The following is a 22,693-nucleotide window of genomic DNA, read 5'->3' as shown; positions in this document are numbered from 1 at the left end:
CGTCAGAGGCGCGAATCCCGGATGCGCACGCGAACTGAACCGCTTCCCCGGCCACCAGGCTCACTGACCAACAGGCGCAAATTCGAACATGAACGCCAACACCTCCTCGCCGGCGAGCGAGCCACCGCGGGCCTCACGTATCGTCGCGATCGGCGGCTCGGCCGGCGCGCTTCAGGCGCTTGGCCGGTTTTTCCGCGCGGCTAGTGTCATACGGCCCGATATCGCTTTCGTGGTCGTGGTGCATCTCGCTCCGGACGCCGAGAGTCATCTGGCCGAGTTACTGGCGCGGGCCACTCCCCTGGTCGTGTCAGTCATCGAAGACGGAGCACCGATTATGGGCGGACATGTCTATGTCATCCCGCCAAAATTCTCCGTCAGCGTTTTCCATGGACTGTTCCGGCTATCGCCCGCCGTCGGCCGGCCGGAGATTCCCATGCCAGTCGACCACCTGTTCAAGTCGCTTGCGACGGACCAGCACGAGCGCGCGATAGGCATCGTACTCACCGGCGCCAACGCAGACGGCGCAGCGGGTCTACGCCTGATCAAGGCGGAAGGCGGCATGGTGATGGCGCAGGATCCGGAAACGGCCGAGCACGGCGCCATGCCAGCGTATGCCATCGACACCGGTCTGGTTGATTACGTGCTGCCGGTGGAGGACATGCCGGCGGCGCTCATCGAGTACATCGGACGCTCGGAAGCGGTCATACTGTCAAGTTTTGCACCCGACGGCGATTCCCCCGACCTCGAGCCGGTGCTCAGAACCCTGGCGGACGCGGGTTTCGAGTTCAGGGGCTACAAGCGCGGAACTCTGGCGCGCCGCGTGGCGCGCCGCATGAGCGTCAACCGCGTCGCCAGTCTCCAGCTCTATTGCGACCTGCTCAGACGCCGGCCTGAAGAGGTCGAGGCACTCGGTCTGGACATGATGATTGGCGTCACCGAGTTTTTCCGCGACCCGCAGGCCTGGCAGGCGCTGTCCGAGCGGGTCTTGGCGCGCCTACTGGACGAACCTGCAGGTGACCAACCGTTGCGCGTCTGGATCCCCGCCTGCGCGACGGGTGAGGAAGCCTATTCGATGGCGATGCTGCTGGCCGAGGAAATCGAGAAGCGCGGCGAATTGCGAAAATTCATGATCCTTGCGTCTGACGTGAACCGCGTGGCGCTCGTGCGTGCGCGGCTGGGCATTTACGCTCCCGGCGTGGCGTTGCCGCTCGGAGAGGCGCGGCTCGAACGCTTCTTTCATGCGCGCAACGATGGCTATCAGGTCCGGCAGGAGATTCGCGAGACGATCCTGTTCACGCCACAGAACCTGATCGCCGACCCGCCGTTCTCCCGCGTCGATCTCATCAGTTGCCGCAACCTGCTGATCTATCTCGAGCCTGACGCCCAGCAGCGCGTGTTCGAACTGTTTCACTTCTCGCTCAATCCGAACCGCTTTCTGTTCCTCGGGCGCTCGGAGAGTACCGATCCCGACTCGACCCAGTTTCACGAGGTGTCCAAAGCCTGGCGCATTTACCAGCGCAGCCCCGTAGCGAGTCCCGGTGTCTCCGGCTATCGCTTTTCGACACGCACCGTGCGTCGCGAGGAGTTCCCGCCCGCGAGCCGCGTAGGTGTCCGGAACAAGGGCTACGCGGAGCTGGTGAATGCCACCTTGCTGGCCGAGCACCACGCGGCGTCCATCCTGGTCAACGCTTCGCACCAAGTCCTGTATGTGAGCGGCGCGGCGGACGAATATCTGAGCCAGCCTGCGGGCGAGCCGACCGGTAATCTCCTCGACATGACGCGCGAAGGGCTGCGCCTGAAGTTGCGGATCGCCCTGCGCCGCGCACTGGATAACAGCTCAGGGACACCGGTGAGCGAAATCGTATCGAACGCAGAGATGCCGGCAATCAAGATCACCGTGACGCGCCCGTTCGATACGGCGAATTCCGGCAAGGCCCTGCTCGTGCTGTTCGCCCGGCTGCCTGTGGTCGACCGCCCTGCGTCGCCGGTTACATCGGGAGTGGATTCGGACCTCTGGCACCTGGAGCGCGAGCTTCGCACAACCCAGGCGGCCCTTGGCGGCACGATCGAGGAACTGGAAGAAAGCAACAGCGAACTGAGGGTGTCGAACGAAGAAGTGCTTTCCATGAACGAGGAACTGCACTCGGCCAACGAGGAACTCGAAACGTCGAAAGAGGAACTGCAGGCGGTCAATGAACAGCTAAGCCAGGTGAACGCGCAGCTCGAACAGAAGCTGCACGAGCTGGAGGCGCTCAACGCGGACGTCACGAGCGTTCTGGCCAGCACGGAAATCCCGACCGTGCTGCTCGACGAGCACGGCATCATCAGACGGTTCACACCCAGTGCTGGTCGGTTGTTTGGTCTTGCGCCCGCAGATACGGGCCGCGCCATTGCCGAGGTGCTCGGCGCACCCCTGGGCGATGCGCTAATGTCGGACACGGAACACGTACTCGCCGGCCTCACCCGCTCCGCGGAAAAGGAGGTTCAGACGGCCACGGGCCTCTGGTATCTGCGCCGGATCACGCCCTATGCCGCGGCTGACGGCAGGCTGCCCGCTGGCGCAGTGCTCACGTGGATGGACATCACGCCCGTCAGACGCGCCAATGAGCGCTCGCGGCACCTGGCTGCAGTCGTGCAGGACTCCAACGATGCAGTCACGGTATTCGACCTGAAAGGCCACTTCCTTGCATGGAATCGGGCTGCCACCCGTATGTATGGCTACAGCGAGGAGGAGGCGCTGGACATGTCTGTCTCCGACCTGCAGCCGAAAGGGGCAAGACACGATCATCTTGACTTCATCCATCAGGCGTTGCATCACGAAGCGCTCCATTCCTACGAAACGCAGCGGGTCGCGAAGGATGGCCATGTGGTCGATATCTGGCTGACGATGTCGATTCTGCTGGATGATTCGGGCAACGCGGTAGCGGTTGCCTCGACCGAACGGGACATGATCGACCGCAGTGCGAGCAACGCGCAGCTCCGGGAGCGCGCGGAGCAACTCGCACTGGCCGACCGGCGGAAAAACGAGTTTCTGGCCATGCTTGCCCATGAGCTACGCAATCCACTGGCGGCGTTATATTCGGCCGGCAACCTGCTCGCGTCGGCGGCGGCCTCCGAAGCCCAGAAGACCTGGGCCGTGGGCGTGATCCAGCGCCAGGGCGCCGCCATGATGCATCTAGTGAACGATATGCTTGACATCACACGGATCACCAGCGGCAGCATTGAACTGAACCGGCGGACTGTCGCGCTGAAAACCATCGTGCAGAGTGGCATAGAGGTCTGCCAGCCTATCGTCGAAGAGCGTCATCACCGGCTGTCGGTCTCGCTGCCCGACGTCCCCCTCTTTCTCTACGCGGACCCAACCCGGCTCTCGCAGGTCATCGAGAACATCGTGATCAATGCGGCCAAATTCACTGCGCCCGGAGGATCCATCGAGCTGCGGGCGACCGCCACGGCTCATCGCTTGTCGCTGAGTATCAAGGATAACGGGCGAGGCATTCCGCCGGACATGATCGGGAGCCTGTTTGACATGTTCGTTCAGGGTCCCGCATCCGACGCACCGCGCCATCGCGGGCTGGGTGTTGGCCTGTCCATCGTCAGGCGCCTGGTCGAACTGCACGGCGGATCGGTCCGTGCGCTCAGCGACGGTCGCACCGGTAGCGAGTTTATCGTCGACCTTCCGCTAGATACGACGTCGCCCACCATCGGGCGCGACGCGATGCCAGTACCGGCCACCGCGCTTCCTAAACGGATTCTCATCGTTGACGACAACGCAGACGCGGGCGAAGCGCTTGCGACGCTGTTGACCATCGCGGGACACGAGGTGAAGACCTGCCTCGACGGTGCTTCGGGCATCGCCATGACGGCGAGCTTCGACCCGGAGGTCATCCTGCTCGACATTGGATTACCCGACATGGACGGCTATGAAGTCGCGCAAAGATTGCGCGCCGCAGATACGGGACGGCACATGACATTGATCGCACTCACGGGGTACGGGCTGCCTGTGGATCGTAGTCGGTCAGCCGCGGAAGGATTCGACCATCACCTAACCAAGCCGGTCGATCCCGAAGACGTGGTTCGACTGTTGGCCGCACCGACCTGAGTCGCTCGACAGGGCGGCCGATGATGCACCGGCCGCCCTCTGACTCTGCGCGATGTCTCCTGCGCTATATGTTGCCCATCGTGAGAGACAAGTCAGGAACGCACAATAGGCAGGGTGCTGGGAGCCGCCTGCACGCGCGAAATGGTCCCTTCTTCGGAGCAAGCCGATTCGCTACATCTGCGGACCAGTCAAAGGCGTCGTCATTTCTGCAGCGGCGAGTCTGCTCGCAATTGAAGAAGTGCTGGAAAAGCTGGGTAGTCTGCAGTTCCGCCTCCGCGGTGAGATAACGAGAGAGGTGGATAGCTGGCTTGCCGAAGCTGCACGATTGAGCCGGTGCACCTGCGAGCGATGCAGCGAGCCAGCGACGTTGCGTGGCCGCGAGGATGGCCGCGTACTGATCCTCTGCCCAGCCTGTGCGGCGGCGATGGGCTACATCGTTGAATGACGCGGCACCGACACGGCCTTTCATCATGAATTCACGGACGATGTGCCATGCCACAATTTATTGAACACATTGACGCAATTGCGCGGAAGCCCAAGCGGGACGTCCTTTATCTCGAGTTTCTGAAGGCGCAGCGCGCCTCACCGCTTGGACTACCGGCCTGCGGCCGTCGCGATCTGCGCGATGGCGGAAACCAGGCATATGATGAAGAAGATCAGTGCCCGCAAGGCGTGTCGGTAATGCACGCAAGCGCCACGGGAGGAACATCCCTACGCACAGTTTCATGCGAATCGCCGGGCTCCGGGCGAAGTACTCGCAGTCCCCTAGTGGCTGCGGCCGCTCCCTTCGAGTCATCAAGACGTTGGGTTACCAGCGACCAATTTCCCTCTGGCATTTGCCATTCGTGGTAAGCGCAACGACACAGCACGTTACCCGATTCAAAGTGCATCGAGCCCGTCTTCCTCAACGAGGCCGTGGCGCATCGCGTAGCGGACAAGCGCCGCGTCGCTGGCAAACCCCATTTTTTTCAGAACGTTCGTCCTGTGGGTGCCGATGGTCTTGGTGCTCAAACCAAGCTTTTGGGCTATCACGGTTCGCGATTCGCCTGCCGCAATCCGGAGAAGTATCTCCAATTCCCGCGCCGATAGCCGCTGGTGAGGCATCGCTGAAGCCGTGTCGCTTAAGCCTTGGGCAAACTGGTTGGCCACCGCAAGACTGACGTACACGCCACCTGCGGCAACCCGTCGGGCTGCATCGATGAAATCCACGGGCGAACACGCCTTTGTGATATAGCCCGACGCACCGGCTTTGAATGCACGGGCGGCATACGATTCCTCCGCTTGCATTGTTACAACGAGAATACGCAGGGAGGGATTCGTAGTCTTGATCAGAGGAATAAGATCAAGGCCGTGGACACCCCGCATCGACAGACCCAGCGTCAGGAGGACAGCGTCGGTGATTCTCGCAAGCGCCAGCGTGCTGGCACCATCAAAAGCTTCACCGACAATATCGAAGCCGCCACTGGCTTGCAGGGTCTGCCGCAAGCCTTCGCGTACGACGCCATGGGCGTCAGCTATCGCCACATTTATCACTAAAACTCCAAGGAGAGCGGTTTGTGCCCCCCTTGAGCATGCTCCGGGGGATACGCATGTCGAGCGCCAATTTGTAATAAGCGACGCGTTCCGGTTTTCCATACCGGACGTGTCAATCTCGCTGTGGAACACCTCGGCTTTGGTAATTGCTGCCTGCATAGCAGGCGTTATCGAAGCGTTCCGCAATCGGGCAACGTCTTTTTTGGAGCGGAACAGCAGGCGACCACAGACGCCGGCCGATTTCTCTTTCTAGCCGGGGATAAGCGCTCTTTTATCGGTTTGGGGCGCGTCCCCCTCCCGAAAAGCTCGCCCTAACGTCGACCACCATTGACGTGACTGCGTCCGGTGTCCCAAGCACGGGACGGCTGCACTCCGGACCGTGCACCCCTGGAAGCCGAATATGCGCTGTACAAATCCGCCAGTACGCGTAGTATGGGTCTGCCGATATGCCTGCCCGCGTTTTCTGCAGTTCCGCAGCTGTCTTGTCGGGCGGCAGGGGCTCGCCACTTTTCACTGAAGACCGTGCAACACGGTCGATCACATCGGTACGCGATGTCGTCGCTCACGTTTCCCGCTCTTCCTTTTCCCGCACGATGACGCGACGGGAAAGGCTCGCCACGACTACGGGTTCCCGTTCCGTCCGGGGCTAAACGTTTCACGGTGATATATCTGCATATGCTTCCCGGTGCGGGCGTGGGCACAACTACGAGGAAGGATTCTAGGCAGGTGTGCGTATCAACAGCCGCACGGCTCGACGGAGTATTGCGCAGCCGTGCGTTTTGATTCCGGCGAATCCGTCCGTTGAGGTGCGCTGCGGACACGCGTTGCGCGTCGACGGCGTTCGCGAAACATTTTGGCAATACCTGCTTGGGGTGCGGACGGCGAGCCGGTAATGCGTTCACGAGAGGGCCATCCCGTAAGGGTTGACCACGATCAGTTTTTCAATCGATGTACCTAAGCAGCATTTGCGATCGGCAACGTGAGCAAATGGCGGCCAGGGAAGAATAGCCGGCATGCGCTCCTACCACGAACTGGAACTTGAGCTGTTGCATATCAAGGCGGTAGTTTCGCTCCTCGAGCGGACACAACCGTATCTGTCACTTCGAACGCCGGTCGCCAATCCCGCGTATTGGAAGGCCCGGCTTAAAGCTATAGTCGACGATCTTCCTCGCGATGCCGCCCTGGAAAAGCGGGCCTTCGACCTGCTCGCTCGCGTCCATCAACTTCGAACCGGCAAGTCATAGGGTGAACACTCGTGGCACGCCGTGGATGCTGCGCCGATGGCGTGACGTTGGCGTCCGCAGGGGCACACTCGGCGTTCCGCGCAAGTCTGCGCAACATTCATCAGCATATTCCGGGTCAAGTTTCGCAGCACGACCAGGGGCGTCGACTACTCGCCCAGCTGTACGCACGGGCATTCTCCGCCGGGCTATCCATCCGGGCCTCAAGATTCGCCTCGATAAAGTCTGGCAGGCTCGTTCGTTTTCTCCATGGGTACGGAGTTTGCGCGCAGGCTCCTACATCCTGCCATTGCGGACGAGATGCGCAACGACGGCCATCGGGCAGTGAGTCTTCCGCTGCCAGCCAACTGCGAGGCACACCTTCGCCATGAAATCCTTCCCCGGCACAACACGCTGGACGGCGCGCACCGTACAGCATGCAGCAACGCACACCAACCGCCGGCTGCTCGTCGTCGACGATTATCGTCCCGGCGCAGAGTCACTCACGACAGTACTCTCACTGGCAGGCTATGACGCACAGTGCGTTCTGGACGGCTCAGCGGCGCTACTTGCAGTCGCCGCACAAATGCCGGACATCGTTGTACTGGACATCAACATGCCGGGCATGGACGGCTACACGGTGGCACGAATCCTTCGCCACGACGTTACGGCCCAGCACCTCGTCATTGTCGCCTTTACCGCGCAGGACGAGCGTACGGTTCGCTCCGACGGTGTGGCCTCAGGCTTCGACGCCTACTGCCAGAAGGGGGCAGCACCGGGGCCGCTTCTGCGACTGCTTGAACAGATTCAATGACCGGGCTGGAATTTCCGCAATTAACCTGACAAGGGATGCGCCAGTATCGCTGGGGCGGCGCGCGCCCGCTGACCATTTCCCTTTGTTACCTCATCTTCACGGGTGGACTCGAAGCCTGATTCGTACGTACGGCGGCCGGTCACTGATCCGCCGCGCGCAATGTCGCGGTCGGAGTCGCCTTGCCGCATGCGGACAAGGACTTGGCGATATTCAAACAATTCGAACCTCCTGTTGACCATGCACGCTCCGCTCAAAAAGAACGGAGCGTACCGACCTGGAAAGTTCGAGCCGCGCCTGTGTCCCGGAAACACTGGCGCCTACACGCCGATCACAGATTGGCTCCATAGCGGCGATCCATGACGGAAGCGGAACTGTCAGAACTCATGGAGCGGTTCGCGCACGTCGAGACGTGCACGAGCAACGCGCCTTGGTGCTCGACGGCTGCTTGCCAGAACGCGAGGTGTGGATGGCCGCCGCGCCGATTGCGGTGAAGGTGCCGAAGGTGCCGAAGGTGCCGAAGGTGCCGAAGGTGCCGAAGGTGCCGAAGGTGCCCGATCGACCAGGATCGGGCGTAAAGTTCAATTCGTCCATCGTGCCGCGTTACGTGAGGAAGTCGCTTCAGTCAATCGAAATTGAATATCTCGTCTGTGGGCCGCCTTTATACAAGCTTCTGGCTAGTCCCATAATCCTGTCGCGATTGCGGTCGAAGACTGCGAGCAACTCGGACTCATCCAAACCCGTACCAGGGCTCAGCTTCGTCAGCATTGCGTCGTCGACGAGAAAGGCAATCTCGCGAGCGTTGTCGTAACCCCAGAAGCACACACAATGTCTAGACGTGTCGTGGATACGACTGGGATTCGGAAAGTTGATAACTCCATTCCCTGTTCCCATCTCGTTACCGCCTGCTGTCATATCGCCACTTGCTGGCGTTAACATCAAGGAGGGCGTCATTCTCGCGTCGCCTCCGGGCGCGCTCGCTTTCCGCCTTCTCCAGTGCAGCAGCACGCACCTTCTGTGTGATGAAAAAGTCACCTTGCTTGATGGGTGACGCTGAATACCCGCCAGTTCGTTTGAGCATGCTAGCTCCAAGAAGCTAAAGTTAAAGGGTTCGATGACCGGCCGGTTGCGGGCGGCTGCTCGCAGTTCGAAACGCAAACAATCGCTTCGCAATGCTGATCGGGTTTGCGCTCTTGTGAGCGGATCGCGCTATAGCACCAACCGACTCATCAAATCGGTCGGATTGAACATTCGTGGAGGAAATTTCCGGTCGCCGGATGAAGCCGGTCGAACAAGACGTGGCGAACACGGCAGGCATGACGCACGAAACGTGTGGTCGGACGTCTTTCGTCGGTAATCGTCACGGTGTTTTCTTGTCAGGACACCATATTGGCTGCAGACATCTCGCGGTGCCGATGCTGAACCGAAGGCTCCGTACGTCGAACCCATTGAGAGTGCGCTCTTTGGATCAGCAATGCAAGCTCGATTGCAAACGCTTACCGCTACCGCCGCCGGCATGCTCTGCGAATTGCGGTGAGGTCTCGTAGCCAATTTAATCCGTACGCTTGTCGGCGGGATGATGCGGTCCGGTCCCAGAGAGCAGTCGTTGTGCGGTCTCACCACCAGACGGGAAGGCGGGCAGGACGCCCGCTCCCCCTTTTGCGCCGCGCGAGATTTGGATTGCGCAGCAATGGCATTGAGCGCATTGTGGAGCCGACAAGTGCTACGCCTGAACACGCGGCAGGAATTCCCGCTGCACCGCGATCCATGTGCCCAAGGTCCAAGGGAGTTCTTGTCCGCCGTGACGGTTGTCCCCTTCGGTCCGCAGGGGACAAGATCGGGCGCTACTCAACGGTGTTTGGTACGGCAAGTCCCACCACCCTGGACGAGTCCGTCGATTTCGCGATGCAATGCGGCAAAGACGTCATCGCCAGGAAGGTGCTGCCGACCGGACTCCGACACGCCGAATATCCTGTCAGCCGACAGATCGAGGAGAGCAGGTCATGGAATATCCACTTTATGTGCGCCGCGATGGCTACACCGGCTTTCGCGCCAGCTTTCCCGATCTTCCACTCGTCGATGCCCGAGGCGATTCGTTGGGCGAACTGATGAGCAATGCGCAGGAGATGGTCGAGTTGATGTACGACCGCAGCGCACAGCTCATACCCGTACCTACCTCCAGTACATCCGAATTGCATGCACTCGACATGGACGACGGGGAAGGGATCTGGATGTTTATCGACATCAATCTGGCGCGGGTTACCTCGGAAGCTGTGGGCATTCAATTCAGCCTGCTTGAGAGTCTGTTGCAGCAAATCGATGCGGCGGCAAAGGAACGTCATATGACGCGTTCGGCGTTCATCACGCTGGCTGCAGTACATGAGCTTGAGAACCGATAGGGATGGCAGTCGTCACGGGGCCTGTACACCGCGGGTCTTTGTCGACGAGCACGTTACCGGCAATCGCACTGCGAGCACCGGCATCCTTGGGCAAGCCACGACGCGGAGGCCGCGCGAGTAAGCCCAGAGCCTGCATGAGTCGTTTAATCCGATGATGGCCGTAGTGACAGCCTAAAGCCAGCACGTCGCGCCAAACGCGGCGAGCACCATAGATCCGGTCGCTTGCCATGAAGCTTTGGCGAATCTGTTCGCCAAGAATCTGGTCATCCCGGCGACGCTTGCTCGATGGCCGCGTCAGCCACGCATAGAAGCTGCTACGCGAGACACCGAGCGCATCGCACATCAGACTCACAAGCCAGATACCCCGTGTTTCGCCATGAAGCCGAATTTCACATCGACTCCCTGACGAAGAAGGCGTCCATGAAACCGGCAGCAGCCCAAACAGAGTGGCTAAAGATAGGCATCAGCGGTTCGCTGAGCGCAGCAGAAAACGCGACTATGCAGGGTGCCCGCAAACGCGGGCACCAGTCGCCTTACAGCGGCTTGATATTTGCTGCCTGCAGTCCTTTTGGACCGCGTTTCGTTTCGTAGCTAACCTTCTGGTTTTCAGCCAGGGTCTTGAAACCTTCGCCGCTCACTTCCGAGAAGTGGGCGAATAGATCCTCCCCGCCTGCGTCGGGGGTAATGAACCCAAAGCCTTTGCTATCGTTAAACCACTTTACAGTACCGGTATCCATAACATTCCTTAAGAAAAATATGTGTCAGCTCCAATGGTGGAGTGTCCGAAGAGTCAAGGAGTGAGAGGACAACGAATACCGCTGACGCAGCGAGCCATTGATGAGCAGCAATCGACTTTCTTGAGCTTCGTGTCTCACCATACGCTGATGACTGTAGTCAAGCAAGAAGAATGCGAATACGCGGTTCATCCTGTTAGCTGCCGTCGCGCATGCCGTGCCGTGACGCGTATCGGTGCAGCGCATTGCACGCCACGTCCGACGCGCATCCTCGCTGGCTCGCACGGTCTGCCCCCTTTCCTGCAGGCTTGTGAAAATAGATCGCGACAGAATCGGAAAACGCGCCCAGAATGAATAACAAGGCGGTCGCTTTCGCGGTCGAAGTAATTGGAGAAGCATCATGGCAAAGGGGCAACAACGCGGCAATCGCGAGGCTAAAAAGCCTAAACAACCCAAAAAAGTGCCGTCTCCCGAAACGGATGTATCCTGGACGACAGCCCGGAAAAGTTCCGCGACCAGTTCACCAATGAAAAAGAAATAGCAAGCCAACACCTGATGGCGCAGACCGGGATCTGTGCCTCCTGATCTCATCTTACGCCGGCACCGTCTGTTGCAGAGCCATACAGATTGGCCCAAGGGCCGGCTTATTTCTCTTTGCTACCGGATTTGTCGCCCGACACACGCGACTGACCGCACGCGCCGTAGAGCCGGAGTTCGTCCTACCGGCAATCCGTCCTCGCGCCCACGGAACATCGTAACGATGGTGTCCGGCACGCCTTTCAACGACATCGCGCGGGGCGTTTTGCCCTGCCCGCTCAAGTCACCTCACCACAAAAAGGATGGCGTCGGTGCACACATTGCTTCAGTACGCGATACGATTTCGCTCGCGCTCGCCGCCCTGGATAGACACCGCGCCGGTGCGCGCTGAATTGTTTGGCGTAGAACGCCTCGAACAGCACGCGCAAAGCCTCGCCGCCGCGCAACCGGTGACGAAAAAGCCGCCCGCCGTATTGGCGCTGCACACACGGCTAGACGACAACGCTGCCGTCCTGCTCGCAGCTTACCGGGCGAGCGCCACAGAACTGGGCAGTGGCCGGGACGTAGAGCCTGCGGCCGAATGGCTACTCGACAACTATCACCTGGTCGAAGAGCAGATCCGCGAGATCCGCGACGACCTCCCGTCCGGCTACTACCGTCAGTTGCCAAAACTTGCCGCGGGTCCGTTCGCCGGCTATCCGCGTGTATTCGGGCTTGCGTGGGCGTTCGTGGCCCACACCGACAGTCACTTCGACCCACAGGTGCTACGCCGTTTCATCGACGCCTATCAACGGATTCAACCGCTGACGATCGGCGAATTGTGGGCGGTGGCGATCACGCTGCGGATCGTGCTGATCGAGAACCTGCGACGTCTAGCCGACGAGATGACCGCAGCCCGCACCGCACATGCCGATGCCGACGCGCTCACCGAGCGTCTGCTCGAATCCGGCAGCGCGCGTTCCGCACTGGAAGTGGATATCGCCGCGCGTTCATTGAGCACGCTGTCGGAACCGTTTGCAGCGCAACTCGCCAAGCGCCTGCGTGATCAGGATCCGCGCACCACGCCGGCGCTGGGCTGGCTGGAAGATCGGCTGAAATGCCAGGGCCTTTCCATCGATGAGGTCGTGCAGCACGCGCAGCAACACCAAGGCGCGGCGAACGTCACAGTGCGCAACGTGATTACCAGCATTCGCCTGATTTCCGACATCGACTGGACGGAGCTGTTCGAGAGCATGAGCCTTGTCGACGCGCGGTTGCGTGCGGGCAGCTCGTTCGGCACGATGGATTTTCCCACGCGTAATCTGTACCGCAGTGCGATCGAGCAACTGGCGCGCGGCTCATCCGCGAATGAACTCGACGTGACCGATCTCGCCCTGCAGGCGGCGCAAGCGGCGATTGCAGAGGCGGGCGATACAGCGCGCGCGGGACGTGCGGGGGAGCCTGGCTATCACCTGATCGCCGAGGGCCGACGTGCGCTCGAACACGCATTGGAATTTCGACCGCCGCCGCGTCTGCGGATGACGCGATTCAGTGCCCGTCTCGGCATTGGTGGCTACGTCGGTACGATCCTTGCAGTTGCCGCGATGCTGGTGGCGCTGGCCTTGCAGGCTCTGTGGGCGCAGTGGACCTCACAGCCTCAGGGCACCGACGCGTGGATACTCGCGTCGTTTGCCGTATGCGGATTCCTGCCCGCCACGGAGATTGCGACCGCGCTCGTCAATCGCGCGGTGACATGGTGTTCCGGCGCAATCACGTTACCCGGGCTCGAACTGACGGGGGGCGTGCCGTCATCGCTGCGTACACTGGTTGCCGTGCCGACGCTCCTGACAAGCGAGACCGAGTTGCGCGAGCAGATCGAACGTCTCGAGGTGCATCATCTCGCGGGCGCTGGCGGCGACCTGTCGTTCGCCTTGCTGGCTGACGGGCTCGATGCCGATGAGCAAGAGCTGCCCGGCGATGCGCCTCTACTCGCCGTCGCAGCCGACGCCATCGAAGAACTGAACAGCCGGCACGGACGGGGTCCCGGCGGTAGCCGTTTCCTGTTGCTGCACCGCCGTCGCGTGTACAACGCGAGCGAGAACAAATGGATGGGCTGGGAACGCAAACGCGGCAAGCTGCACGAACTCAACCGGCTGCTGCGTGGCGCGACCGACACGAACTTTGTGCCCATCGCGGGGCGCGCACCGCAGGTGCCGTCGGGCGTGCGCTACGTCATCACACTCGATGCCGACACGCGTTTGCCGCGCGACACCGCGCTGCGCCTGATCGGCAAGATGGCACATCCGCTGAACCGGCCGCAATTCAGTGAAATCGGGCAGCGCGTGGTTAGCGGCTACGCGATCATGCAACCCCGTGTAACACCATCGCTGCCCGTTGGCCAGGAGGGTTCGCTTTATCAGCGCGTTTTCTCTGGTCCAGGAGGAATGGACCCCTATGCAGCAGCCGTATCCGACGTCTATCAGGACCTCTTCGGCGAGGGTTCGTTTACCGGTAAAGGCATCTACGACGTCGACGCGTTCGAAGCGGCATTACGTGGCCGCGTGCCGGAAAACGCCCTGCTCAGTCACGATCTGTTCGAGGGCATCTTTGCGCGTGCGGGCCTCGCCTCGGATGTCGAGGTAGTCGAGGAAGTGCCATCACGTTACGACGTCACGGCCAAGCGCCAGAATCGCTGGACACGCGGCGACTGGCAGTTGCTGCCGTGGATCGTTGGGCATCGAGGCCGTGCACAACCAGCAATGCCGTCCATCGGACGCTTCAAGATGCTCGACAATCTGCGCCGCTCGCTGCTCGCCCCTACGATGGTTGCTGCGTTGGCGCTGTGCTGGTTGATGCCGGTGCGCGCCGGTCTTGCGGGAATCCTGGCATTGTCAGCCGTGCTCGCGGTTCCCGCGCTCCTGCCTACACTATTCGCAATCCTGCCGCGGCGTGCCGGAATTCGCCTGCGCAATCACTTCCGCGGGCTCGCTGCCGACATGCGGCTTGCCGCGCTGCAAATCGCTTTATCGGCGGCGTTTCTCGCCGATCATGCATGGCGTATGGCCGATGCGATCGTCCGGACGCTGGTGCGCTTGTTCATCACGCATCGCCGCCTGCTCGAATGGACGACGGCGGCGCAGTCGAAGGCCAGCCCGCGCCTCGATCTGCCCGGCTTTTATCGACAAATGACCGGCGGTATCGCGCTCGCACTCGCGTTATGCACCGGCGCGCTGGCCGTCGAGCCGACGCATTGGCCGCTCGTGCTGCTGTTCGGGTCGCTGTGGCTGGCCGCACCAATGCTTGCATTGTGGTCGAGCCGTTCGCCGGCGATCGCGGGGCGATTTGCGATGTCCGATGCGGATGCCCAGGGACTGCGCCTGATCGCGCGCCGCACATGGCGTTTCTTCGAGACCTTCGTTACGCCGCTGGAAAACATGCTGCCGCCGGACAATTTCCAGGAAGACCCGAAGCCAGTCATCGCGCAGCGCACGTCGCCGACCAATCTCGGACTGTATCTGCTGTCGGCCGTCGCCGCACGCGATTTCGGTTGGGCAGGGACAACAGAGACCGTCGACCGCATCGAAGCCGCATTCGCGTCAATGCAGAAACTTCCGCGTTTCAAGGGTCATTTCTATAACTGGTACGACACGCGAGATCTGCGGGCTCTCGCGCCCGCGTATGTTTCGTCGGTCGATAGCGGCAATCTCGCCGGGCATCTGATCGCGCTCGCCAATGCGTGCGAAGAATGGCTGCAAGCGCCACTTGCGCCGGCTGCGAGGCCCGGAATACGCGACAACCTGCAACTCGCGCGCGAGGCCGTCGACGCGCTGCCGGCGGCAAATGCGGAGCATGGCAAACGGCTCGTCGAGATCTTTGAAGAAATCGATACGCACCTGCGTGGCCCGCAGATGCTTGACGCCTTGTCGCCGTCGCTGATCCGGCTAACGCAGAAAGCCGCGCAGACGACCCGCGCGATCATGCCGGCCGGCGGCGACGACAGTTATGCAGATCTGATGTTCTGGATCGAATCCTTGCGTCGCAGCGTGAGTGAACACAGCCGCGATCGACGACAATCGGGCGCCGTGCCGCAGCTTCTGCCAGCACGTCTGCGCGCTCTTGCCGACACGTCGCGCGAGATGGCGCTCGGCATGGACTTCGCGTTTCTGCTCGATCCGGACCGCAAGCTGCTGTCGATCGGCTATTCGCGGGCGGATAACAGCCTCGATGCGAACTGCTATGACCTGCTTGCCTCCGAAGCGAGGCTCGCAAGCCTGCTTGCGATCGCGAAGGCAGACGTGCCCACGCGTCACTGGTTTCGCCTCGGCCGCGCGGCGACACCGGTCGGCAAGGGTTCTGCACTGATTTCGTGGTCGGGGTCGATGTTCGAGTATCTGATGCCGTCGCTGGTCATGCGCGCGCCGGTCGGCAGTCTGCTCGAACAGACCAGCCGTCTGGTCGTGGAACGGCAGATGTCATACGCGCGATCGCTCGACATGCCATGGGGCATCTCGGAGTCCGCGTACCAGGCCCGCGACATCGACTTGAACTATCAGTATTCGAATTTTGGCGTACCTGGACTCGGCCTGAAGCGCGGTCTCTCCGAAAACCGCGTAGTCGCACCTTACGCGACGGGCCTCGCAACCATGGTAGCCCCACGGGCCGCCCTCAAGAACTACGCGCAACTCACGAGACTTGGCGCCTTGGGCCGCTATGGCTTTTACGAGGCACTCGATTTCACCCGCGCACGACTGCCCGACGGCGAGCGCTTCGCGATCGTCCGCAGTTTCATGGCTCACCACCAGGGCATGACGATCGTCGCGATTGCCAACACCTTGCTCGATGCGAAGATGCGCGCGCGCTTTCATCGCGAGCCGATGATCCAGGCGAGCGAACTGCTGTTGCAGGAACGCATGCCGCGCGACGTCGCAGTGGCCCATCCGCGCGCCGAGGAAGTGAGCACGTCCGCAGCGGACGCTGGCACGATGTCGCCGACGGTACGTCGCGTCGCCGAAACGATGGCCGCCAACGGGCCGCCGATTACGCATTTGCTGTCCAACGGACGGTATGTTGTGATGCTCACCGCCACAGGCGCCGGTTACAGCCGCTGGCGCGAAATCGCGATCACGCGCTGGCGCGAAGACGCGACCCGCGACCATTGGGGCTCGTTTATCTTCCTGCGCGATACGCTCGGCTCACAAGTATGGTCTGCCAGCGCGCAACCGGTCGCTTCCGAACCCGAATACGGCGACGTCGTGTTCGGCGAAGATCACGCGGAATTTACCCGTCGCGACGGATCGCTAATCACCACGGTGGACGTGCTGGTGTCCGGTGAAGCAAACGGCGAAGTGCGTCGTGTCTCGCTCGCGAACAGCGGGCGCAGCACACGCGAAATCGAACTGACCTCATACGCCGAACTCGCGTTGGCTACGCCGGCAGCCGACAACGCGCATCCCGCCTTTTCGCGGATGTTCGTGCAGACCGAGCATCTTGCCGAATTCGCGGCGCTGGTGGCAACGCGGCGTCCGCGTTCACACGACGATGCCGAGGTGTGGGCCGCGCATTTTGCCGTCGTCGAAGGCGAGATCGTTGCCGAACCGCAGTACGAAACGGATCGGCTACGCTTTCTGGGCCGCGGGCGCAATGCGCGCTCAGCCGCATCGATCGCCGACGACCAGCCGCTCTCCAATACGACCGGTACTGTGCTCGACCCGGTCTTCTCGCTGCGCTATCGCGTGCAGGTTCCACCCGGCAAGGTCGTGCGCGTCACGTTCTGGACGGTGGTGGCCGAGTCGCGCGCACAGTTGCTCGATCTGATCGACCAGCATCACGACCGCAGCGCGTTCGACCGCGCTAAAACGCTCGCATGGACGCAAGCTCAGGTGCAATTGCGCTACCTCGATGTGGACGCAGAAGAGGCGGCGGACTTTCAGCGGCTCGCGGCGCCGCTACTGTATGCCGACGCACGCTTCAGGGCGACACCCGGGGCCATCGTGCGCGGCGCCGGTCCGCAGTCGGCCTTGTGGCCGCACGCAATTTCGGGCGATCTGCCGATCGTGCTGCTTCGCATCGGCGATATCGAAGATATCGCGCAAGTCCGGCACCTATTGAAGGCACACGAATACTGGCGGATGAAGCGGCTGGCAGTCGATCTCGTGATCGTCAATGAACGGGCTTCGTCTTATATCCAGGAGTTGCAGGGCGCGATCGAAACCGCGGTGCGGAGCAGCCAGTCGCGACCGCGCTTTGACGGCGAACTCGCGCAGGGTTCCGTCTATGTGTTGCGCGCCGACCTGATGAGCGTCGAGACCAGGGCACTGCTGCTTTCGGCCGCGCGTATCGTGCTGTTGGCACGCCGCGGGGCGATCGCTGCGCAGCTTGCCTACCTGTCGCAAATGCCGGCACGGGCATCCGCGCCGCGCCGGCAAAAAAAACCGCGGTCGGCATCCGCGCCCGCGCCTGCCGATATGTCCGCCGTGCCGACGCCGGGCGCCGGGCTCGAATTTTTCAATGGCCTGGGCGGCTTCGGCAGTGACGGCCGGGAATACGTGACCGTGCTCGCAGCGCAGGCCAGCACGCCCGCGCCGTGGATCAACGTGATCGCCAACCCCGGCTTTGGGTTCCAGGTCGCGGCAGAGGGCGCCAGTTACACGTGGGCCGAAAACAGCCATCAAAACCAGCTCACGCCGTGGTCGAACGACCCGGTGGAAGACCCCGTCAGCGAAGCCATTTACGTGCGCGACGAAAGCACCGGCGACGTATGGACGCCCACGGCGAATCCGATTCGCGACGGGGGGATCTACATCGCACGTCACGGCTTTGGTTACAGCCGCTTCGAGCACGAAGCGAACGGTATCGCACTCGACCTGCTGCAATACGTACCGTGTGCCGATCCGTTGAAGATCAGCAGGCTGACATTACGCAATCTGTCCGCCCGCCCACGGCGGCTATCGGTCACGGCATGGCTCGAATGGGTGCTCGGTACCTCGCGCGGTGCATCGGGGCCCTTCGTCGTGACGGAAATCGACGCGCTCACGGGGGCGATGCTGGCGCGCAACCCATGGAATATCGCATTCGGTACACGCGTCGCATTCGCGGACCTGGGCGGCCGGCAAGCGGCCTGGACCGCGGATCGCACCGAATTCCTCGGCCGCCTCGGCGACCCAACCGCACCTGCGGCATTGACCGGCAACGTGCCGCTGTCCGGCGCGACCGGTGCCGGACTCGATCCATGCGCGGCCCTGCAGACTTTCATTGATCTGGGCGCATACGAAAAGGTGGAGGTGATCGCATTCGTCGGCCAATGCGCATCCGTCGCCGATGCACGGGCATTGATCGAACGTTATCGCGCGGCGGACCTCGACGCTGTCCTCGCCGAAGTGACATGCCATTGGCAGAACGTGCTGGGCGCCGTCCAGGTCAGGACGCCGGATCGGGCGATGGATCTGATGCTCAACGGCTGGCTGCTGTATCAAACGCTCGCGTGCCGGGTCGAAGCGCGCTCGGCGTTCTATCAGGCGAGCGGCGCGTATGGCTTTCGCGACCAGCTGCAGGACACGATGGCACTAACACATGTGCGGCCTCTCGACACACGGCAGCATTTGCTGCGCGCCGCATCCCGGCAATTCGTCGATGGCGACTTTCAGCATTGGTGGCTGCCGCACTCGGGGCAAGGTGTGCGCACACGGATCTCCGACGACCGCGTGTGGCTCGCCTACGCGGCTGCGACGTATATCGGCTGCACGGGCGATCGAGCCGTGCTGGACGAGGTCGTGCCCTTCCTCGACGGCCCCCTGCTGCAGCCCGACGAGCACGACGCCTTCTTTCAGCCGATGCTCGCGGAGGAGTCTTCCTCGTTATTCGAACATTGCGCACGCGGTCTGGATCAATGCATCGAATTGACCGGTGCGCACGGTTTGCCGTTAATCGGCACCGGCGACTGGAACGACGGGATGAACCGCGTCGGCGCAGACGGCCGTGGAGAAAGTGTCTGGCTCGGCTGGCTGCTGGTGCGGACCATTGAGCTATTCGCGCCGTTCGCCGCATCGTACGATCCGGCGCGTAGCGAGCGCTGGCACGCGCATGCGCTGTCGGTGCGCGAGGCATTGGAGCGTGACGCTTGGGACGGCGAATGGTATCGTCGTGCGACTTTCGACGACGGCAGCTGGCTCGGTTCGAGCACCAACGAAGAATGCCGGATCGATTCGATTGCGCAATCGTGGGCTGTACTGTCGGGCGCGGCAGATCCGCATCGCGCGCGGCTTGCGATGGCGGCGCTGGACAAACACCTGATCCGTCCGGATGACGGGATTGCGCTGCTGTTCACACCGCCGTTCGACAAGTCATCGCACGATCCAGGCTATATCAAGGGCTACCCGCCGGGACTGCGCGAGAATGGCGGCCAGTATAGCCACGCGGCGATGTGGGCGATCTTCGCGTTCGCGAAGATAGACGACGGCAACCGGGCTGCGGGTTTGTTTTCGCTGCTCAACCCGGTCAATCACGCGCGTACGCCGATCGAGACCGAACGCTACAAGGTCGAGCCCTACGTGGTCGCAGCCGATGTCTACTCAGTTGCGCCTCATGTCGGGCGCGGCGGCTGGACCTGGTACACAGGGTCGGCTGGATGGATGTACCGCGCGGGGGTCGAGGGCATTCTGGGAATTCGCAGGGAAGGGAATTTTCTGGTGGTGAATCCGAGTATTCCAGACTCGTGGCCGGGCTTTGAGGCAACGATCTGCGTGCATTCGACGCGCTACGACATCCACGTGGAATCTGTCCCGGGAGATCGTGCTACGCACATTGTGCTCGACGGTCAGGCTGTTGAGTGCTGTGGCGAAGGCGTGTACGTGCCACTCGATGCCGGCGCGCACAGGCTGTCAATGTCGTTGCGCTCGGGTGTAGCCGAGGAAGTGGAGTCGCGCGAGCCGACCGTGTAACGCGCGCGGGGCCATTCACATGACGCCCCGTTATGAGGATCGACTCTCAAAACATACGAACGTCAAACTTCGAGGCGTCTGCGAATTGCCTGCAGTTCCCGGCGCCGGCTTGCGGTCGATTTGGGATAAGTCATCTTAAGCGACTCGAGTGCGTCCAGTATGATCCGGGAGACGATCAGCCGTGTATTTTTCTTGTCGTCGGCGGGCACGACGTACCATGGGGCACATCGGGTACTGGTTGCGGCGAGGCATTGCTCATACGCCCTCCTGTACTGGTTCCAGAATTTGCGCTCGTCGATATCCGCTGCACTGAGTTTCCAGTTCTTGTCCGGATCGTCGATGCGGTCCAGAAAGCGACGGCGTTGCTCAGCCTTGGACAGGTGGAGGAAGAACTTGATGATACGCGTACCATTTTTCTCAAGGTGACGCTCCAGATCCACGATCGACCGATAACGCTCCTGCCAGATTGCTTGCCTGTCGAGTGACGCATCCGGCAGCCCTTCGCCAAGCAGAATCTCAGGATGAACACGGACGATCAGAACTTCCTCGTAGTATGACCGGTTGAAGATGCCGATTTGCCCACGCGCGGGCAAATCGCGGGTGGTGCGCCAGAGAAAATCGTGTTCCAGTTCGGCGGGCGTGGGATGCTTGAAGCTGAAAACCTGGCATCCCTGCGGATTCACGCCCGACATCACATGTTTGATCGCGCCGTCCTTGCCGGCCGCGTCCATGGCCTGGAAGATCAGCAGAAGTGCATGGCGGTTCGACGCGTAGAACAGTTGCTGTAGCGAACTCAATCGTGCCACGTGCGCGGTGAGTAGTTCCTGGTAATGCTCCTTTGACGTGTACAGAGGCCCCACCCTGGTTAGCCATTTGCCAAGACGGACCTTACTGCCCTCTTCCACACGAAAATCTTCCGACCAGGTTTTCATCTTGATACCGCTTGCGGTCATTGCTACGTCAGTCGCCACCGATCTGTCGTAAGCCCCATATCCCTGGAAATTCCACGAGGATGCCGCCCCTTCACCCCGAAGGCGAGCCGTATGCTCCATGCATGTTGGTCGTCGGTGCGCTCAACCCAACATTGGCTGACGCGACGGACGAGCCCGCTGCGGCTTGTTCCAAATCTCTTTGAATTACTCTTCGCCTATCCGGCGGCGGACGGGTCATTGCACGTCAACGGATACGCGTGCCTTACCCTTTGTCTGCACGCTCCGAGGAATTCCTTTCAGTTGCCGCGTGAGGCAGAACGCTCCGCTTCCAGACGAGTTCGTCGCCAGGAATTCAACGTCTGGGGCCCTTCATACGCTCGGTTTCCATGGCCGCATTCCGCTCCTCGTTTGCCTCAACGGGTTCCATGGCTTCGTCGATGGACGCTGCGGCGCGCTCGGTGGCCGAGATGGTCTCGTCGATAGCAGTGGCTCCGGGCTCTCTATCTTCGTTGCGCGGGGGTTCCAGCATGTCTTTGAGCATCGCCGTCAACTCCGGCGTGTCCCACGGCTTTCCACGCTGCTTTTTCTTCTTTATGAAATGCCTGACTTCTGCGTCCTGCTCCGGCGTCAAGGGAAGACCGCGAAAAGTATTTTGCGGGATAGCGTCGGCCATGGTGCTGCTCCGAAATTTGTCCTGCTGAAGTTGAAGGCTGTCGCAGAAAACGCCCGCGGATGTCCATGTTGAAAGCGCAAACAGCAGACGAACAGGTTGGCCATTGACGTCCCCACCTTGTCGCGGTGTTGGAATCAGACATCTCCATGCAACGGATAATCGAACATCTCCGATTCGGCCTCACGTTACTAGGGCCGCCCTATTGCGAAGATCACCGGCCAAGCCGCTATCGACGCAGTCCTCCGCAAAGTAAACACGATCAGCGAAACGCTTCGTGCACCGTAACGATGATATTACACGTTGAACGCATGTCGCTTTTGCTACGCACCGTCATTGGTCGAAAAGCGGAAGGAGAGCCGAGGCGCAGTGGAAAGCGCGTTGGGCGATAACATGCCCATTACCCAGGACCGCTCTGTCACCGATATCGTAGACCGGAACCGCATCGTCGACCGCGCTCTCAATGCTTACGGTGCATCCAACCCATGTGATGTCCGTCAAGCCACTGAACCATCCTGTCGCCCTTGTGGTCGCGCATGTAACGTTGCGCGAGCATGAACGCGACGACCAACAGTACCGCCAGACCGACCACAACGCTAATCATCGACTGAGTCATGGCAACCTCCTTGTCGGGTCGCGACCATTTTTAATTATAGGTGATGCGTTCACAAATATTGCCATCCCGCCGGGCTTCCAGCACAGCTGGTCCAATGGAAGCAGCCCGCTTTGGTTCAGGCGAATTCTCTGGTACGTCAGACAAAAACCGGCGTTTGACCCGCCCCCCGTGGGTTAAGACTCGGTGGAAATCAACAGGTTAGGAGGTTTGCGAAGTAAAGTTGG

The 22,693-nt window shown here is 61.3% G+C and carries 12 protein-coding genes and 2 pseudogenes; 7 read left to right on the top strand and 7 right to left on the bottom strand.

The features are described 5' to 3' along the window. Positions 1–88: 88 nt before the first annotated feature. A complete protein-coding gene (locus tag VOM14_RS30235) occupies positions 89–4,102 on the top strand; it encodes a CheR family methyltransferase (protein WP_327632388.1) in 4,014 nt (1,337 codons plus the stop codon). A gap of 879 nt (positions 4,103–4,981) precedes the next feature. Here VOM14_RS30235 and VOM14_RS30230 read toward each other — a convergent pair. Beyond that, positions 4,982–5,635, bottom strand: a complete 654-nt coding sequence (locus VOM14_RS30230; RefSeq protein WP_327632401.1) for a response regulator transcription factor — start codon at positions 5,633–5,635, stop codon at positions 4,982–4,984. A 1,013-nt stretch (positions 5,636–6,648) separates the two neighbouring features. Between VOM14_RS30230 and VOM14_RS30225 the strand changes: the two genes are divergently transcribed. From VOM14_RS30225 to VOM14_RS30215, 3 genes and pseudogenes are all read left to right on the top strand, one after another. Further along, positions 6,649–6,879: a hypothetical protein gene (locus VOM14_RS30225; protein WP_327632387.1), complete on the top strand. Its 231-nt coding sequence runs from the start codon at positions 6,649–6,651 to the stop codon at positions 6,877–6,879. Between the two features lie 364 nt (positions 6,880–7,243). Next, on the top strand, positions 7,244–7,669 hold the full coding sequence (locus VOM14_RS30220) for a response regulator (protein ID WP_327632386.1): 426 nt from the start codon (positions 7,244–7,246) through the stop codon (positions 7,667–7,669). A 362-nt stretch (positions 7,670–8,031) separates the two neighbouring features. Next, positions 8,032–8,285: pseudogene (locus VOM14_RS30215) on the top strand (hypothetical protein); the annotation flags it as partial. A gap of 2 nt (positions 8,286–8,287) precedes the next feature. Here the strand turns inward: VOM14_RS30215 and VOM14_RS30210 are convergent. After that, positions 8,288–8,560: a DUF1488 domain-containing protein gene (locus VOM14_RS30210; RefSeq protein ID WP_327632400.1), complete on the bottom strand. Its 273-nt coding sequence runs from the start codon at positions 8,558–8,560 to the stop codon at positions 8,288–8,290. Between the two features lie 1,109 nt (positions 8,561–9,669). Between VOM14_RS30210 and VOM14_RS30205 the strand changes: the two genes are divergently transcribed. Continuing rightward, entirely contained in the window at positions 9,670–10,065 is a 396-nt protein-coding gene (locus tag VOM14_RS30205; protein WP_042304026.1) for a type II toxin-antitoxin system HicB family antitoxin, read from the top strand. A gap of 46 nt (positions 10,066–10,111) precedes the next feature. Here VOM14_RS30205 and VOM14_RS30200 read toward each other — a convergent pair. Beyond that, a pseudogene (locus tag VOM14_RS30200) lies at positions 10,112–10,482 on the bottom strand (IS3 family transposase); the annotation flags it as partial. Between the two features lie 116 nt (positions 10,483–10,598). Next, positions 10,599–10,802: a cold-shock protein gene (locus VOM14_RS30195; RefSeq protein WP_042304025.1), complete on the bottom strand. Its 204-nt coding sequence runs from the start codon at positions 10,800–10,802 to the stop codon at positions 10,599–10,601. 397 nt (positions 10,803–11,199) lie between these two features. Here VOM14_RS30195 and VOM14_RS30190 point away from each other — a divergent pair, with 397 nt between their 5' ends. Beyond that, positions 11,200–11,340 carry a hypothetical protein gene (locus VOM14_RS30190; RefSeq protein ID WP_327632385.1) on the top strand — a complete coding sequence of 47 codons (141 nt, stop codon included), beginning with the start codon at positions 11,200–11,202 and terminating at the stop codon, positions 11,338–11,340. A 307-nt stretch (positions 11,341–11,647) separates the two neighbouring features. Next, a complete protein-coding gene (locus VOM14_RS30185; RefSeq protein ID WP_327632384.1) occupies positions 11,648–20,251 on the top strand; it encodes a GH36-type glycosyl hydrolase domain-containing protein in 8,604 nt (2,867 codons plus the stop codon). 62 nt (positions 20,252–20,313) lie between these two features. Here the strand turns inward: VOM14_RS30185 and VOM14_RS30180 are convergent, their stop codons facing one another. From VOM14_RS30180 to VOM14_RS30170, 3 genes are all read right to left on the bottom strand, one after another. Then, positions 20,314–21,183 (bottom strand): ADP-polyphosphate phosphotransferase, encoded by an 870-nt coding sequence (locus tag VOM14_RS30180; RefSeq protein WP_042304030.1) that lies wholly within the window; start codon positions 21,181–21,183, stop codon positions 20,314–20,316. Between the two features lie 352 nt (positions 21,184–21,535). Beyond that, on the bottom strand, positions 21,536–21,856 hold the full coding sequence (locus VOM14_RS30175) for a hypothetical protein (protein ID WP_126878239.1): 321 nt from the start codon (positions 21,854–21,856) through the stop codon (positions 21,536–21,538). A gap of 457 nt (positions 21,857–22,313) precedes the next feature. After that, positions 22,314–22,469: a hypothetical protein gene (locus VOM14_RS30170; protein WP_327632383.1), complete on the bottom strand. Its 156-nt coding sequence runs from the start codon at positions 22,467–22,469 to the stop codon at positions 22,314–22,316. Between the last annotated feature and the right edge of the window lie 224 nt (positions 22,470–22,693).

Origin of the sequence: Paraburkholderia sp. MPAMCS5, assembly GCF_036016995.1 — a bacterium.
In the GTDB taxonomy this organism is placed as follows: Bacteria; Pseudomonadota; Gammaproteobacteria; order Burkholderiales; family Burkholderiaceae; genus Paraburkholderia.
This window is presented reverse-complemented; position numbering and strand designations above follow the sequence as displayed.

Coding starts and splice junctions, on each gene's coding strand:
- VOM14_RS30210 (WP_327632400.1), bottom strand. CDS start 8,560: ATGGGAACAGGGAATGGAGTTATCAACTTTCCGAATCCCAGTCGTATC.
- VOM14_RS30190 (WP_327632385.1), top strand. CDS start 11,200: ATGGCAAAGGGGCAACAACGCGGCAATCGCGAGGCTAAAAAGCCTAAA.
- VOM14_RS30205 (WP_042304026.1), top strand. CDS start 9,670: ATGGAATATCCACTTTATGTGCGCCGCGATGGCTACACCGGCTTTCGC.
- VOM14_RS30170 (WP_327632383.1), bottom strand. CDS start 22,469: ATGACTCAGTCGATGATTAGCGTTGTGGTCGGTCTGGCGGTACTGTTG.
- VOM14_RS30220 (WP_327632386.1), top strand. CDS start 7,244: ATGAAATCCTTCCCCGGCACAACACGCTGGACGGCGCGCACCGTACAG.
- VOM14_RS30225 (WP_327632387.1), top strand. CDS start 6,649: ATGCGCTCCTACCACGAACTGGAACTTGAGCTGTTGCATATCAAGGCG.
- VOM14_RS30235 (WP_327632388.1), top strand. CDS start 89: ATGAACGCCAACACCTCCTCGCCGGCGAGCGAGCCACCGCGGGCCTCA.
- VOM14_RS30175 (WP_126878239.1), bottom strand. CDS start 21,856: ATGGCCGACGCTATCCCGCAAAATACTTTTCGCGGTCTTCCCTTGACG.
- VOM14_RS30180 (WP_042304030.1), bottom strand. CDS start 21,183: ATGAAAACCTGGTCGGAAGATTTTCGTGTGGAAGAGGGCAGTAAGGTC.
- VOM14_RS30195 (WP_042304025.1), bottom strand. CDS start 10,802: ATGGATACCGGTACTGTAAAGTGGTTTAACGATAGCAAAGGCTTTGGG.